At 44.3% G+C, this 15,582-nt stretch carries 12 protein-coding genes; 10 read left to right on the forward strand and 2 right to left on the reverse strand.

The features are described from left to right. The first annotated feature begins 160 nt into the window (after positions 1–160). The 6 genes from IQ457_RS11635 (at position 161) to hisC (ending at position 6,469) form a co-directional block, all read left to right on the forward strand. Entirely contained in the window at positions 161–1,132 is a 972-nt protein-coding gene (locus IQ457_RS11635; protein ID WP_200663432.1) for an alpha/beta hydrolase, read from the forward strand. 103 nt (positions 1,133–1,235) lie between these two features. Next, positions 1,236–1,487: a BolA family protein gene (locus IQ457_RS11640; protein ID WP_082894293.1), complete on the forward strand. Its 252-nt coding sequence runs from the start codon at positions 1,236–1,238 to the stop codon at positions 1,485–1,487. A 106-nt stretch (positions 1,488–1,593) separates the two neighbouring features. Continuing rightward, a complete protein-coding gene (gene murA, locus IQ457_RS11645) occupies positions 1,594–2,862 on the forward strand; it encodes a UDP-N-acetylglucosamine 1-carboxyvinyltransferase (RefSeq protein WP_200663434.1) in 1,269 nt (422 codons plus the stop codon). Positions 2,863–2,957: 95 nt separating this feature from the next. Then, positions 2,958–3,653 (forward strand): ATP phosphoribosyltransferase, encoded by a 696-nt coding sequence (gene hisG / locus IQ457_RS11650; protein WP_045447985.1) that lies wholly within the window; start codon positions 2,958–2,960, stop codon positions 3,651–3,653. 292 nt (positions 3,654–3,945) lie between these two features. Continuing rightward, positions 3,946–5,250, forward strand: coding sequence for a histidinol dehydrogenase (hisD, locus tag IQ457_RS11655; protein WP_200663436.1), 1,305 nt, complete (start codon positions 3,946–3,948; stop codon positions 5,248–5,250). 85 nt (positions 5,251–5,335) lie between these two features. Continuing rightward, entirely contained in the window at positions 5,336–6,469 is a 1,134-nt protein-coding gene (gene hisC, locus IQ457_RS11660; RefSeq protein WP_200663438.1) for a histidinol-phosphate transaminase, read from the forward strand. A gap of 148 nt (positions 6,470–6,617) precedes the next feature. Here hisC and IQ457_RS11665 read toward each other — a convergent pair whose 3' ends face one another. Both IQ457_RS11665 and IQ457_RS11670 read right to left on the reverse strand, forming a co-directional pair. Beyond that, the gene (locus IQ457_RS11665; protein WP_200663448.1) at positions 6,618–8,318 is read right to left on the reverse strand and encodes an anthranilate synthase component I family protein; all 1,701 of its coding nucleotides are present in this window, start codon (positions 8,316–8,318) and stop codon (positions 6,618–6,620) included. Positions 8,319–8,320: 2 nt separating this feature from the next. Continuing rightward, on the reverse strand, positions 8,321–9,556 hold the full coding sequence (locus tag IQ457_RS11670) for a beta-ketoacyl-ACP synthase II (RefSeq protein WP_200663440.1): 1,236 nt from the start codon (positions 9,554–9,556) through the stop codon (positions 8,321–8,323). Positions 9,557–10,085: 529 nt separating this feature from the next. Between IQ457_RS11670 and IQ457_RS11675 the strand changes: the two genes are divergently transcribed. The 4 genes from IQ457_RS11675 (at position 10,086) to fusA (ending at position 15,346) form a co-directional block, all read left to right on the forward strand. Further along, a complete protein-coding gene (locus IQ457_RS11675) occupies positions 10,086–11,300 on the forward strand; it encodes an EcsC family protein (RefSeq protein ID WP_200663442.1) in 1,215 nt (404 codons plus the stop codon). A 456-nt stretch (positions 11,301–11,756) separates the two neighbouring features. After that, positions 11,757–12,131, forward strand: a complete 375-nt coding sequence (gene rpsL, locus IQ457_RS11680; RefSeq protein WP_011281154.1) for a 30S ribosomal protein S12 — start codon at positions 11,757–11,759, stop codon at positions 12,129–12,131. 210 nt (positions 12,132–12,341) lie between these two features. After that, positions 12,342–12,815: a 30S ribosomal protein S7 gene (rpsG, locus tag IQ457_RS11685; protein ID WP_200663444.1), complete on the forward strand. Its 474-nt coding sequence runs from the start codon at positions 12,342–12,344 to the stop codon at positions 12,813–12,815. Between the two features lie 404 nt (positions 12,816–13,219). Next, a complete protein-coding gene (gene fusA, locus IQ457_RS11690) occupies positions 13,220–15,346 on the forward strand; it encodes an elongation factor G (protein ID WP_200663446.1) in 2,127 nt (708 codons plus the stop codon). The last annotated feature ends 236 nt before the right edge of the window (positions 15,347–15,582 follow it).

The raw sequence follows: 15,582 nt of genomic DNA on the forward strand, positions 1-15,582 counted from the left end.
TCCTCAGTCTGCCAGTAAGATATAAAACGTAAAAAGTAGAAGTGTGGCTTTAGCCAAAAACGCGCTAACTAAAATTATAAAAAATGAAAAAGCCGTGACTCTACTATTGAGTTTTAATCAACTATGACCCAACGACAAGCTTATAATAGGAATACTGGCGATGAAGGATTTAAGTAAAGCAACCGTACAGCCTGTGCCAAGAAAAAATCGCCTACCTAAACCTATCAGCGTCGGTGTGACGGCAGCATTGGCTGTCGGCGGTATTGCGCTTGCGACTCAGCAAGCACAAGCGTTATCGGCACTGGCTGTTGTGAATGGTATCACCTTAAATGGCGGCGTTGGTGTCAGTAAAAATATCTTGTATGGCGACAAGCCTTTGCAGGATTTAGATATTTATTATCCCAAACCTTTAGCAAAAGCCATGCAGTCAAAAAAAGCGACTGCTGATAACCCAATTAACCACAGTTATCCGATGGTGGTTTTCGTCCATGGCGGCTCGTGGGAAAGCGGCAGTAAAGATGAATACGCCTTTGTTGGTCAGAGTCTGGCACAAGCAGGCTATGTCACGGCAGTGATTAACTATCGTAAAGCGCCTGAGCACGTTTATCCTGATTATGTAGAAGATACGGCGCAGGCTATCGCTTGGAGTTATAAGAATGCCGAAAGTCTGCATGCTGACCCCAAGCGCTTGGCGGTGATAGGGCATTCTGCGGGCGCATTTAACGCGGTTGCTGCCGTCGCTAATGAAGATTTTTTAGCGCCGTATGGGGTGAAACCAAACGATATTAGCGCTGTGATTGGTATTGCAGGGCCTTATAGTTATGACTTTCGTAAATTCAGTAGTGCCAGCGCTTTTGGGGCAAACGCCACGCCCGATAACATCATGCCAGACCGTAATATTAAAGGCGCACAGCCGCCCTATTTATTATTGACTGCTGAAAAAGACAAAGTCGTCCATATAAGCAATACTGTTAAAATGACACAGGCGTTAAAAGCGGCGGGCGTTAAGGTTGAAACAGGCGAAATAAAAGGAGCCAGTCATGCCACCAGCATCGGGGCGATGGTGCCACCTCTACGCTGGGTCAATGACGTGCGTGCGCAAGTGCTCAGCTATTTGGATAAAACGCTGTAATAGTTAAAGGCAGTTGTAGAAGACAGTACTGTAAGATGGTCAAACTCTTGTTATAATGGCTAACTTTATATCCACCTATTAAACCTTTAAGGCAGAATATTCTATGAGCATGAACGCTGACGATTTGATTGCATTTTTACAAACTCACTTTCCTGATGCTTTTATTCAAGCTGCCAATCAAGGTACCAAGTTTGATGTACGGGTAGTTGATGCCAGTTTTGAAGGTAAGCGCGCAGTACAACGCCAGCAGTCCGTTTACGCATTGGTCAATGACAAAATTGCCAGCGGTGATATTCATGCGCTTAATATTCAAGCGTTAACGCCAGCCGAATGGGAAGTGCAATCGCAAGGCTAAGCTTTTTTTATGACTAGGATTTGTCGCACCGGCAATGGATATTGCTGGTTTTATCATTTCTGGTTTTTCATATTTTTTTTATACTTATCGCTAGGTTGTCACCTTTATGGATCAATTTTTAATCACCGGTAGCAGTCGTATCGCAGGGGAAGTCACCATCTCAGGCGCCAAAAATGCCGCTCTGCCGTTACTCGCTGCTATGATTTTGGCCGAGACCCCAACGACATTGCACAACGTGCCATCGTTACAAGATGTGCGCACCTTGATTGAATTGATCGCTGGCATGGGCATTGATATTCAAAAGCAGGGTGACACTGTCGTTTGCGATACCAAGAATATCGATAATTTCTATGCGCCGTATGATTTGGTCAAAACCATGCGCGCCTCGATTTTGGTTTTAGGTCCTTTGCTGGCGCGTTTTGGCGAAGCCGAAGTGTCTTTACCGGGCGGCTGTGCTATCGGCTCACGTCCTGTCGACCAGCATCTAAAAGCCTTTGAAGCCATGGGTGCTGAGATAAGCGTCGAAAATGGCTATGTCAAAGCCCAAGCGCCAAAAGGCGGCAAGCTTATCGGTTGTAATTTTTCATTTGATATGGTGACGGTTGGCGGTACGGAAAACGTTATTATGGCCGCGGCATTGGCAAAAGGCACGACCGTACTCGGTAACTGTGCGCTTGAGCCAGAAGTGGTCGATTTGGCCAATATGCTGGTAGCGATGGGTGCTAAAATCAGCGGTATTGGTACGGCAACCATGACCATCGAAGGCGTTGAGCGCTTGCATGGCTGTGAATATTCAGTCGTACCAGATCGTATCGAAACCGGCTCTTATCTTGCCGGTGCTTTGATGACGCGCGGCGATGTGTTGACTAAAAACACCTCGGCACTTTTATTAGCGCCTGTGCTCGAGAAGTTTGAAGACATGGGCGCGGTTATCACTACAGGCGATGATTGGATTCGCGCGCAAATGCAAGGCCGCCCATTACCAGTTAATATACGTACCCAGCCGCATCCAGGTTTTCCAACCGATATGCAAGCGCAGGTGATGGCGATTGCATGCCTTGCTGACGGCACCAGCACCTTTATCGAAAATATCTTTGAAAATCGCTATATGCACGTGCCGGAACTCAACCGTTTAGGCGCCTCTATCCAAGTAGATGGCCATACGGCTGTGGTTAAAGGCGTTGAGCATTTTACGGCGGCGCCTGTCATGGCAACGGATTTGCGCGCATCGATGTCATTGGTCATGGCGGCGGCTTCTGCTGAAGGCGAGAGCTTGATTGATCGTATTTACCATATTGATCGTGGCTATGAGCACGTCGAAGAAAAACTGCGCGCGCTTGGGGTCAATATTGAGCGTATTAATACCAATGACTAAATTGATTCACTAACCATTGTTATTAGTATGGACATATAACAAATTAATAATGCCTGTTAACTAAGGCAGCTAACTGTACACGGACACGAGTCATTATGACTGAAGCAAGCAACAGCTTACCAAATGATGGTTTATTAAACGAAGTAAATGATGAGTTTTCAGGTTTAACATTGGCGCTATCAAAGGGTCGTATTTTAGAAGAGACAATGCCTTTGCTGCGTGCTGCTGGCGTTGAGCTATTAGAAGACCCTGAAGCGTCGCGTAAACTTATTTTTCCAACTTCCAATCCAAATGTGCGCGTCTTAATTTTGCGCGCCAGCGACGTGCCAACCTATGTTGAACACGGCGCGGCGGATTTTGGCGTGGCGGGTAAAGATGTGCTGCTTGAGCATGGTGCCAATCATGTTTATGAGTTACTAGATTTACAAATTGCCCAGTGTAAGCTGATGACAGCGGGCGTAAAAGATGCGCCGCTACCAAATCGCCGCCTGCGTATCGCGACCAAATACGTCAATGTTGCCCGCGCTTACTTTGCCAGCCAAGGACAGCAAGTCGATGTGATTAAGCTGTATGGTTCGATGGAGCTTGCGCCATTGGTTGGTCTGGGCGATTTGATTGTTGATGTCGTCGATACGGGTAATACGCTGCGCGCCAATGGACTTGAAGCGCGCGACCATATTTGTGATGTGTCGTCACGCCTTATCGTCAATCAAGTCAGCTACAAACGTAAATTTGCTCTGCTTGAGCCGATTTTAGACAGTTTTAAAAACAGTATTGCTAGCGCTTCTTAAATGAGCGTTTATTCAATTTTGATAAAACACTGTTATTAAACGCTAGCAATCATTGATAATATCAAGCATGACTATACAAAAATTTAAACCAGTTTGGCGCTCTAGGATAGATATAGCGTGCTAAACTGGTTTTATTGTATTTGCTTGCTAGAAAATAAAAGCTCAGTATAATCTGAGTGAGATAACTAAGAATAAGTACAAATAAGCAGACAGACCAAACTTTTCTTACTTACTCTTTTATCCAAAATATTTTTTTATAGCCGACTTTTATGCTCACCTATAGGATTCAGTCATGCGCCAACTAAGTACCCAAGATGCTGATTTTGACAGTCAATTGACCCAGCTTCTCGCTTTTGAAACCGTCAACGATGTTGAATTATTAAAAACCGTTGACGATATCATTGCAAAGGTACGTCATGGTGGCGACAGTGTGGTACTGACGTTGACCCAAGAGTTTGATCAGCATCCAGCGAAGGCGATACAAGAGTTAGAGCTGTCTAAACAAGCGCTTGCTGATGCGTTTGCCAATCTTGATGATGAGGTAAAAAATGCGTTAATGACGGCAGCGACACGCGTGCAGACATTTCATGAGCGCCAAGTGCAAGAAACTTGGCAATATGAAGATGAGCTTGGCAATCGTTTAGGGCAAAAAGTCACGCCGCTTGATCGTGTCGGTATTTATGTGCCCGGCGGTTTGGCCTCTTATCCGTCTTCGGTATTGATGAATGCAATTCCTGCCAAAGTGGCTGGCGTTGCCGAGGTAATCATGGTCGTGCCAGCGCCAAAGGGCGTGCTCAATCCATTAGTGTTGGCAGCGGCGCATTTGGCACAAGTTGACCGCGTCTTTACCATTGGCGGAGCACAAGCGGTTGCGGCCTTGGCATACGGTACCGAAACCATACCAGCCGTAGATAAAATCACGGGTCCTGGTAATAAATATGTCGCCGCAGCGAAGCGGGCGGTATTTGGTCAAGTTGGGATTGATATGATTGCCGGCCCTTCTGAAGTATTGGTCTATGCAGAAGGCGAGGCGCAAGATCGCGCCGATTGGTTGGCGATGGATTTATTGTCACAAGCGGAGCATGACCGTATCGCCCAAGCTATCTTTGTCACGACAAGTGAACGGCAGCTTGCAGAAGTGGCGGCGGAGATTGAAAAAGCCTTAGCAGAATTGCCAAAAGCTGATATCGCTCGTGATTCACTAAAAAACCGTGGCGCGCTGATTTTGGTCAAAGACCGCGTGGAAGGTATGGCGGTGATTAATCGCGTTGCCCCTGAGCATTTAGAATTGTCAGTTGATAACCCTGATGCACTGCTGAATGAGGTTCGTCATGCGGGCGCTATCTTTATGGGTCGTCATACACCTGAAGCGATTGGCGATTACTGTGCCGGTCCCAACCATGTGTTGCCGACCTCTGGTACCGCGCGCTTTTCTTCTCCGCTCGGTGTTTATGACTTCCAAAAGAAATCCTCGATTATTTATTGTAGTGAGGCGGGTAGTAAACCACTGGCTGCGACGGCGGATATTTTAGCGCAGCGCGAGGACTTAGAAGCCCATGCGCGCTCAGCCCGCTATCGCTACCAAAAAGATAGTTAATAATCCAGTTAGGTAGTTGAGTTTTAATAAGCTAATTTTAATATTTACGTTTAATCATTTATGTGGCTAATGAGTAGGATAACTTATGAGTGAGTTAAAGATAGACACCAGACTTTGGTCATCTAAAGCGCGAAATCTGTCACCTTACGTCCCTGGCGAGCAGCCTCAGCATGAAAATTTGTGCAAATTAAATACCAATGAAAACCCATTTCCGCCGTCACCAAAAGTCGGCGAGGCCATCGCAAAAGTCTTAGCGCAGCAAGCCGATGAGCTGCGTTTATATCCTGCGCCTGAATCGGATGATTTGCGTGCCGCATTAGCAGAGTTATATAACCTTGATATCAATCAAGTGTTTGTCGGTAATGGCTCAGATGAAGTATTGGCATTGGTATTTGCCAGCTTTTTCTTAAAAGAGCGCCCTATTTTAGCGCCTGATATTAGCTATAGTTTTTATCCGGTTTACGCTCATACCTTTGGTATTGAGTTGGTACAAATCGCCCTAGAAGCCGATTTTAGTATCAGCCCTGATGCTTATCGTCAGCCTTGTAGCGGTATCATTATTGCTAACCCAAATGCGCCAACGGGTATGCTGTTATCGCTTGCTGATATTCGTAAACTTGCTGGCGAGCATTCAAACTCAGTGGTTGTGATTGACGAAGCTTATATCGATTTTGCGCAGAAACAAGAAAATGATTCAGATGCAGAAGTGTCGGCGATTAGCCTAATCAATGACTGCGATAACATCCTTGTCACGCAAACTTTTTCAAAATCACGCTCGCTTGCCGGTTTACGGGTCGGTATGGCGTTTGGTAATGCCTCGTTAATCGAAGCACTGACGCGTATGAAAAATAGCTTTAATAGCTATCCGCTCGATAAGTTGGCGCAAGCAGGAGCAACCGCAAGTGTCTTAGATGTCGAATATTTTACCCAGACCTGTCAGCAAGTCATTGATTTACGCCAAGCGCTCAGCGCCGAGCTGACGGCACTTGATTATGAGGTGTTACCATCGCACGCCAACTTTGTCTTTGCGCGTCCGAAAAATGGCGATGCCAAAGGTGTGGCAGCTGATTTACGCGAGCAAGGTATCATTGTGCGTCATTTTGATAAACCGCGCATCAATGAGTACTTGCGTATTACTATTGGTACGGCAGCGCAGAATAAGCGTTTGATTGATGCCTTAAAATCGCTACAAACAGAGGCTGAAAGCGTTACTGAGTGATGTTGTTGAGTAATACCTTGTTTAAGATTTACACCTTAATAATATGAAGCCAAAACACCAATTTATATATATATAAAGCCTGCTCAACATGACGTTAGCAGGCTTTTTATTGGTTTTTAGTTTACCTTTTAGATAAAGCGTAAGTTTATTACTTTATATTGTTTTGAGCTAAAACGCCTAATAAGTTGCCAACTTTATCCAAACATTCTTGATATTCAGCATTGCAATCAGAAGCAACCGTGATACCACCGCCTGCCCATAAGCTGACATGTCTTTCTTGTTCTAATTCATCATTCGATAAGGTATTAGCTTGCAAAGTACGAATTAATACATTCCATTGACCGCTACCATCAAAGTTCATATAGCCCAGGGTGCCGCAATACGCACCGCGCGCGGCACCTTCTAGCTCTGAGATGATTTCAACGGCGCGTTTTTTTGGCGTTCCTGTGATGGAACCGGCGGGCAAACTGCCAAACAATACTTTGAGCGGATGACTATCTGTCTCTAGCTCAGCGGTGATGGTGCTGACCATATGATGCACATTGCTAAAGCTCTCAATCGCAAATAATCGTGGCACTTTGACGCTACCGAACTTGGCATATTTACCCAAATCATTGCGCAATAAATCAACAATCATGACGTTTTCGGCACGATCTTTTTCGCTATCGATAAGCTGCTGTTTATAAGCGTTGTCTTGTGCAGTATTTAACCCGCGCGGCATCGTCCCTTTAATGGGCTTGGTGCGTATATGGTGTTTGCCACTATTATTGTCTTTGATAAAGGTAAAAAACAGTTCAGGCGAGCAGCTTAACAATTCAAATTGATAATCTTGCGTATCAGCGCTTATTTCACTATCAAAATCATTAACCGCTAAATACCCTGCAAACGGCGCTTGGGTATTACGATTCAAAGCAGGTAAGTAATCAATCAGTTTTGTCACGCTACCATTAGTACTGAGAGTATTAAAGGAACCTTGCCACGCTTGGGTGAGATTGATTTGATAGCAATCACCTTGTTGCAGGTAGGTTTGCGTTTTATCAAAGGCTTGCTGATAATCTCGCTTACTCCATTGTGCTTTTAATAATAAAGGCGTGGTTTTATAGGACGTTTCAAGTGCTGGTTTTTCTAAAGCTTGGTTAGATAATTCCTTATCCAATATATCTAAATATGAGATAAGCGTTTTAACCAGTACGCCTTTGTGTTCGTTATCAGTATCAGTGACGCTGTCTTTTATAGTGAGCTGCCAGCTCGTTTGCTCAGCATTTGGCGTTAGATAAATATCATAATGTCCTAAGGCGGCACAAGGCTGCGCTGCTAGCTCTATTCGCGCGTTTGGGCTAAGCTCATAAGCGGCAATATCATAACCAATAAAGCCTATCAAGCCATGCTGATAACTTGGCTGCTGCTCGATTTCTGTAGTCGAGGAGCAATTGTTATCACAAGTATCATCTATGTCATAAGCTTGACTATAAGCAATTAAATCCTCTTGCCAGTCGCTATAATTCATATAGGCGCTAGTAATCGCTTGATTGGTCTTAGCATGGCTATCTAAACCATCACGGCAGTTTTTTATAATTTGATAAGCCGCTTGTTTATCAGAGTTTGCTGCATCATTAGAAAGAGGATAAACCGACCAGCTTACTTTTGGTAATACACCAATTACGGGACGGCCATCGTTATTCAGCCAAACCAGTTGCCAGTTTGCGTCAGAATTTTGTGCATACAGATAATGCTGTAAACAGGGTATTAATTCGGCAGCAGTTAGCCCACCAAAACGCCAGCTAGGTTGAGTAGCTGGCGATGGGACAGATCCTGTCTGCTCAGTTTTAACAGGCGGTGCTAGAGGCATAGTCAAGCATCAAACTTTTTAATAATAAGAGTGGCGTTAGTACCACCAAAGCCAAAGCTATTGCTCATAAGCGTTTTAAGCGCAACGTCACGCTTTTCAGTGACAATATCAAAGCCTTTGGCAGCAGGGTCCAATTCTGTAATATTGATACTTGGGGCAATAAAGCCTTCTTGTAGCATCAGTAAGCAATAAATCAATTCTTGCGCGCCGACTGCACCCAAGCTATGACCGGTCATTGATTTGGTTGAGCTGATAGCAGGGACTTGACTGACATCATCACCAAACACTTTGGCAATAGCTTTAAGCTCAGTCACATCTCCTAGCGGCGTACTGGTACCATGGCTATTGATGTAGTCAACGCTCTCTAAACCTGCTTCGGCAAGGGCAAGCTGCATACAGCGAACAGCGCCTTCACCACTTGGAGCGACCATTTCAGCACCATCGGAGCTTGCGCCATAACCGACGATTTCGGCTAATATATTGGCACCGCGCGCTTGGGCGTGCTCAAGACTTTCAACCACCACCATCGCGCCGCCTGCGGCAATCACAAAGCCATCGCGGTCTTTATCGTAGGCTCTAGAAGCAAGGGCTGGCGTGTCATTATACTGCGTACTAACCGCACCCATCGCATCAAACATACACGACTGCGTCCAATGCTCCGCTTCACTACCGCCCGCAAGTATGACATCGGCTTTGCCTAGCTGGATAAGCTCGGCGGCATGACCAATACAATGCGTCGATGTTGCGCACGCAGAGCTCAATGAATAAGAAATCCCTTGGATTTTTAACCCTGTTGCAAGCGCCGCTGATACCGAGCTGCCCATGGTTTTTGGTACTGCCATCGCACCGACACCGCGCAAACCTTTTTCACGCATTGCATCGACGGCATTGACGATGTTTTCAGTTGACGCACCGCCCGAGCTTGCGACCACACCCACGCGCGGGTTATTGTTAATAGTCTCAAGGGGCAAGCCTGATTGCTCAATGGCGTTTAACGCGCTGACATAAGCATAAAGGCTGGCATCACTAAAAAAACGCTTCAATTTACGGTCAATGCCCGAGGTATCAAGTTCTGCTTGATCAATACTACCGCTAACCTGTGATTTAAAGTCGTGCTCAGCATACGATTCATTGAACGTAATACCTGAACGGCCTTGTTTAAGAGCATCGGTGACAGTCGCCAAATCATGTCCGATACAAGAGACAATCCCTGCTCCAGTGATAACAACGCGGCGCATATTCTATTCCTTATGAGTAACGATTTTTTGATAGTTACCTTTAACCATCGCTTTTAAATGCTTATTTGACAGTCATTATAGTACGCAAAAACGCCCAATAGGCTGCTTAAATGCTATTCGATAAATAAAAGTACAACTGTACTTTGAGTGATGGCATATAATAACGTATCGACGATTTAAAATCTTGGCGTAAGTGTAAAATAACGACAAAATGGTCTTTATTTTTAAACAGCCTCCTTATCGCAACCGGCTGAGTTTTTTGGCCGCGCTACAGCAGCAATGGCAGTAGAATTTCCGTTAACATAGTAAAAATTATTTTCAGCTAAGACGCATTTAATATATGCTGACGCCATGTATGGTTTAAGATAAGCGATACTTTTTGATACAAAATTGACGATAGTGATAACATTGTTGGCACTGACATTTATCGTAAGCGTTGGCTAAAATAGCAGTCAATTTGCAAAGTTCTGTTAAATAGCTCTTATAAATAATATTAATAACAAACACTCATCACATTAAGGATATAAAGATGGCAAAGCCTAGCACACTATTTAAAGGCATCAGCAGCGTTGGTTCTTTTACTCGTGGTAATTTGGAACGTATGGGCGCAGTGATTGATAGCGTCAATGCCAAAAGCGGCAAACCGCGCCAATTTAAAGCAGTAAATCTCGGCGATGAAGACTATCAGCAGGATTTGTTTCGCGAGCAAACCTTAAAAGCCGCCCAGCAGTTATTGGGTACGCGTTTTGCTACTTATGGCAAGTATGCCAAAAAAATAGTGCCAAACAGCTTGTTTGATTCGACGGTCGATGGTGCTTTTGCGCAGATTGCTAAGCTTGCGTCCAATTGGAGTCAGATTGACCTGCCAAATCAGCATCGCTTTGCCAATATCGCAAACTTAGATGACGAAGAGCGTTATGCTCTAGCAACGGATATCGCCAATCAAAACCGTGCTTTGGCGACATTGGGCGGCTTGACAGGGTTAGCAGGCCTACCAGGCTTACTTGCTGATACTTTGTGGTTATTACTTGTCTCATTACGTACTGTTTATCAGTTAGGCGCTATTTATAATAAGCCATTGACTGGTAAGCAAGGCGTCAAAATGGCTTATGAATTACTGGCAAGTGCCGATTTGAGTAAAATGCAAGAGAAGCAGGCTTTATTAGCGGGTATTGGTATTGGTAAAGGCTTGCTTGATAATGCGCAAAGCAATGGTTTGCATAATGAGCTGAAAAACCTTGGTCTGAAAAATAAAAACGTCAATTTTTATGCCGAACAAGTAGATAATATTGCCAGCCAAGTTGGCATTAACTTAGATAATATCAACTTATCATGGGTACGCCGCTTTTTACCAGCCACTGCCGTCATCGTTGGTATGCGCTACAACAGCCAGCTGATTGATGAGGTGATCGGCGTGGCACAAGCGACATTTGCACCAGAAGCCAAACTTGCTAACCGCGCCATTACTGACGATAGCAGTAGCGAAGCGCAGGTGAAGAAAAGTACCGACAGTAAGAATGAAGAACAAAGCCCTAAATCTGACAATGCAAAAAAAGACACAGATAAGGCTAAAGACAATAAGACCAAAGCTGAAAACAGCAAATCTAAGAGTGACAACGATAAATCTAAAGCTGACCAAACAGAAAGCGAAGTAAAAGCCGCCTCAGAGCCGGTGTCAAAAACCACTGATGAAGAGTCAGTAGATGAAAACTACAAAAAAGCTCAGGCAAGTAAAAAAGATTAACGTTTTAGTCTATAGTGGTGTAACTATAATTTACTGTATGAAGGCATAAGCTGATATAAATCGGCTTATGCCTTTTTTATGAGTATGTCTTTATTTATGAGAATGTCTTTTTTGTGAAGGGGTTTTAAGGCTAAAAAAGTATCTAAAATTCAAACTTTGCCTTGAAAAATAAACAACCAACTCCATTAATAGGAAACATCGATTTTACCATCTTGCAATGAAACAATTGCTCATCTTAAAATCTGTTGCTTATCATTTAATCTGCTACAATCTTTACTCATGCATATCTGTCGAATGTTGTAAAGGACAACCACTCATAAGTGGTTGAAATAGCAGCAACAACTCTTTATAATACACTGTCCTAAAAATGGGTGTGCCAAAATCTGTCGTTAATGTCAGATGGTTGGCGCATTGCCCCATTTTTTTGTTTTATACCAAACGGGAGAAGGATGCCTTATGGCAACAACTAACCAATTGATTCGTAAAGGTCGCAAAACCATCAAGGAAAAGTCAAAAGTTCCTGCGTTGGAAGCGTGCCCACAACGCCGTGGTGTATGTACTCGCGTATATACTACTACCCCTAAAAAACCTAACTCAGCCATGCGTAAAGTATGTCGTGTACGTTTGACTTCAGGCTATGAAGTATCAAGCTACATCGGCGGCGAAGGTCATAACCTACAAGAGCACAGTGTTGTTCTTATCCGAGGTGGTCGTGTAAAAGATCTACCAGGTGTACGTTATCACACCGTCCGCGGTGCACTTGACTGCGCAGGCGTAAAAGACCGTAAACAAGGTCGTTCTAAATATGGTGCGAAGAAGCCTAAAGTTTAATAGCTAATTGCTATTAAATACGCTTATTTGTATCACCCATTAACTGTGCATGGGACTGGTGTTAGCCGTATTTTTATTCAATAAATGATTTATCGCTATAACATACCGCCATGCAGTAAGGCTGACTGACAACTCGATATAACGCCATCCAATACGTAATTGGTGCGAGATTGTGAATGTCAGACACTCCTGAAGAAAAGGATTATTATTATGCCAAGACGTCGCGTCGTTGCTGCCCGTGAGATCCTACCGGATCCTAAGTTTGGTAGCCAAACTGTTGCAAAATTCATCAACCATGTCATGAGCCATGGTAAAAAATCTACTGCTGAGCGTATCGTTTACGGTGCCCTTGAGACAGTAGGCCAAAAGCGCAACATCGAAGATCCAGTCGCTTTCTTTGAAGAAGTTTTAGAAAATGTCCGCCCAATGGTCGAAGTAAAAGCTCGCCGTGTTGGTGGTGCAACTTATCAAGTACCAATGGAAGTACGTCCCTCCCGTCGTACTGCCTTGGCTATGCGTTGGTTAGCTGAAGCTGCTGCTAAGCGTTCTGAAAAATCAATGGCTTTGCGTCTTGCAGGCGAATTGAATGATGCTGCTGATGGCAAAGGCGCTGCTATGAAAAAGCGTGACGAAGTTCACCGCATGGCAGATGCCAACAAAGCATTCTCTCATTACCGCTTCTAAGCTGGTTTTTTTAAACTGGTTTAAATGCTTAGGATTAACGGTTTCGAACAGTTAATCCTAATATTGTTGATTTATTCTATTGATTGCCGCCATCATTATTGGGTTGTTTAATTTTTCTTCAAAAGCTGAGAATGTATTAAACAATTTAGATGGCGGACATCTGTCAAGATGCTGTTTTGTAAGGGATGCTTTTTCATAAAGCCTGCAAAAAATATGCACCGCTTTAAAGAAGTCTCCTAAATTTGATACCGCACTATTCTTAATATTTGCTCTTTTTTTGTCCGTATTTGGCCCAATAAACAGTAAGTAATATAGCAAAGCTCATGGTCTCATGGCTTTGTCGTAGAGTATGAGGTAGAGACACAACACATTAATATATACACGAATTTCCCTAGGAAAACACTATGGCTCGTAAAACTCCCCTAAAGCGCTATCGCAATATTGGTATCTCAGCGCACATTGATGCTGGTAAGACGACCACTACTGAGCGTGTTTTGTTCTATACCGGTGTTAGCCACAAGCTTGGCGAAGTACATGATGGCGCAGCCACTATGGACTGGATGGAGCAAGAACAAGAGCGTGGTATTACTATCACCTCAGCGGCGACGACTTGTTTTTGGTCAGGTATGGCAAAGCAGTTCGACGAACACCGTATCAACATCATTGACACCCCAGGTCACGTTGACTTCACCATTGAAGTTGAACGTTCTATGCGTGTACTTGATGGCGCTTGCATGGTTTACTGTGCAGTGGGCGGCGTTCAGCCACAGTCTGAAACCGTATGGCGTCAGGCAAACAAATATAAAGTGCCGCGTCTTGCCTTCGTAAACAAAATGGACCGCGTTGGCGCTGACTTTTATCGCGTTATCGACCAAATCAAAACCCGTCTAGGCGGTAAGCCAGTACCGTTGGTTATCCCAATTGGTAAAGAAGACGACTTTGAAGGCGTTGTGGATCTTGTGTCTATGAAAGCCATCTATTGGGACGAAGCGTCTCAAGGTATGCAGTATGAAGAGCGCGACATCCCAACTGAACTACAAGAAAAAGCGGAAGAGTACCGTGAGTACCTAGTAGAAAACGCGGCTGAAGCATCAGAAGAGCTCATGAATGAGTATCTTGAAAATGGCGAATTGACCGTAGAGCAGATTCATGGCGCGCTTCGTCAATTGACCATCGACAACGAAATCATTCCACTACTTTGTGGTACTGCCTTTAAAAACAAAGGTGTACAAAAGATGTTGGATGCGGTTATTCAGTATCTACCTGCGCCAATGGACGTACCTGCTATCCGCGGTATCCTTGACGACAAAGACGAAACTGAAGGTAAGCGCGAAGCGTCTGATGACGAACCATTCTCGGCACTAGCGTTCAAAATCATGAATGACAAATTCGTTGGTAACTTAACCTTCGTTCGTGTTTATTCAGGCGTGATCAAACAAGGCAGCAGCGTTTATAATCCAGTTAAAATGAAGCGTGAGCGTGTTGGCCGTATCGTACAGATGATGGCGGATTCTCAGCAAGAGCTTGAAGAAATTCGTACTGGTGATATCGCCGCCCTAGTTGGTATGAAAGACGTCACCACAGGTGATACGCTATGTGACGAAAACAACGTCATCACCCTAGAGCGCATGGAATTCCCAGATCCAGTCATCAGTCTAGCGGTTGAGCCTAAGACTAAAGCTGACCAAGAAAAAATGTCAATTGCTTTGGGCCGTTTGGCAAAAGAAGATCCATCGTTCCGTGTCCATACTGACGAAGAGTCTGGCCAGACCATCATCAGTGGTATGGGTGAGCTGCATCTAGAGATTCTTGTTGACCGTATGAAGCGTGAGTTTAACGTTGAAGCGAACATCGGTGCGCCGCAGGTTGCTTATCGTGAAACCATCCGTAACGTGGTTGAGCAAGAAGGTAAATTCGTTCGTCAGACTGGTGGTCGTGGCAAATTTGGTCACGTTTGGTTACGTCTTGAGCCTCTTGATCCAGCAGGCGATGTTATGTACGAATTCGCTGAAGAGGTTGTCGGTGGTGTGGTACCAAAAGAGTATCATGGCGCAGTTGACAAAGGTATCCAAGAGCGCATGAAAAACGGCGTACTTGCAGGCTACCCAGTGGTTGGCGTTAAAGCAACCTTGTATGATGGTTCTTACCATGATGTTGACTCGGATGAGTTATCATTTAAAATGGCAGGTTCTATCGCTTTCAGAAAAGGCTTCATGGCAGCAAACCCAGCGCTACTTGAACCTATTATGAAAGTAGAAGTTGAAACGCCTGAAGACTACATGGGCGATATCATGGGCGATTTAAACCGCCGCCGTGGTATGGTTCAAGGCATGGAAGATCTTCCTGGTGGCACGAAACAGATTCGTGCAGAAGTACCATTAGCAGAAATGTTTGGTTATGCCACACAGATGCGTTCAATGTCGCAAGGCCGTGCAACGTATTCTATGGAATTCCAAAAATACGCTGAGATTCCAAAATCAGTTGCAGAAACCATCATCTCTAAGTACAACTCTAAAGATGACGACGAGTAAATAGCGCTCATAAAATGACAATATAAAGCATATCTTTATATTGTCAGTGAAGAATCCGCCAATAACTTGTTAAAAGACTTGTTATTGGTCGCGATTTTCTTATAATATCTGCACATTAGTATGTGCAACCTTTTAACACTTATCTTAATGTGGTCCGTATTATTTAGCTTGCGTATTTCTTAGCAGTTAGATATTTGACCCCAAATAAAGAGGAAATACCCATGGCAAAGGCCAAG

The sequence above is a fragment of the Psychrobacter sp. M9-54-1 genome, assembly GCF_016613355.1.
In the GTDB taxonomy this organism is placed as follows: Bacteria; Pseudomonadota; Gammaproteobacteria; order Pseudomonadales; family Moraxellaceae; genus Psychrobacter; species Psychrobacter faecalis.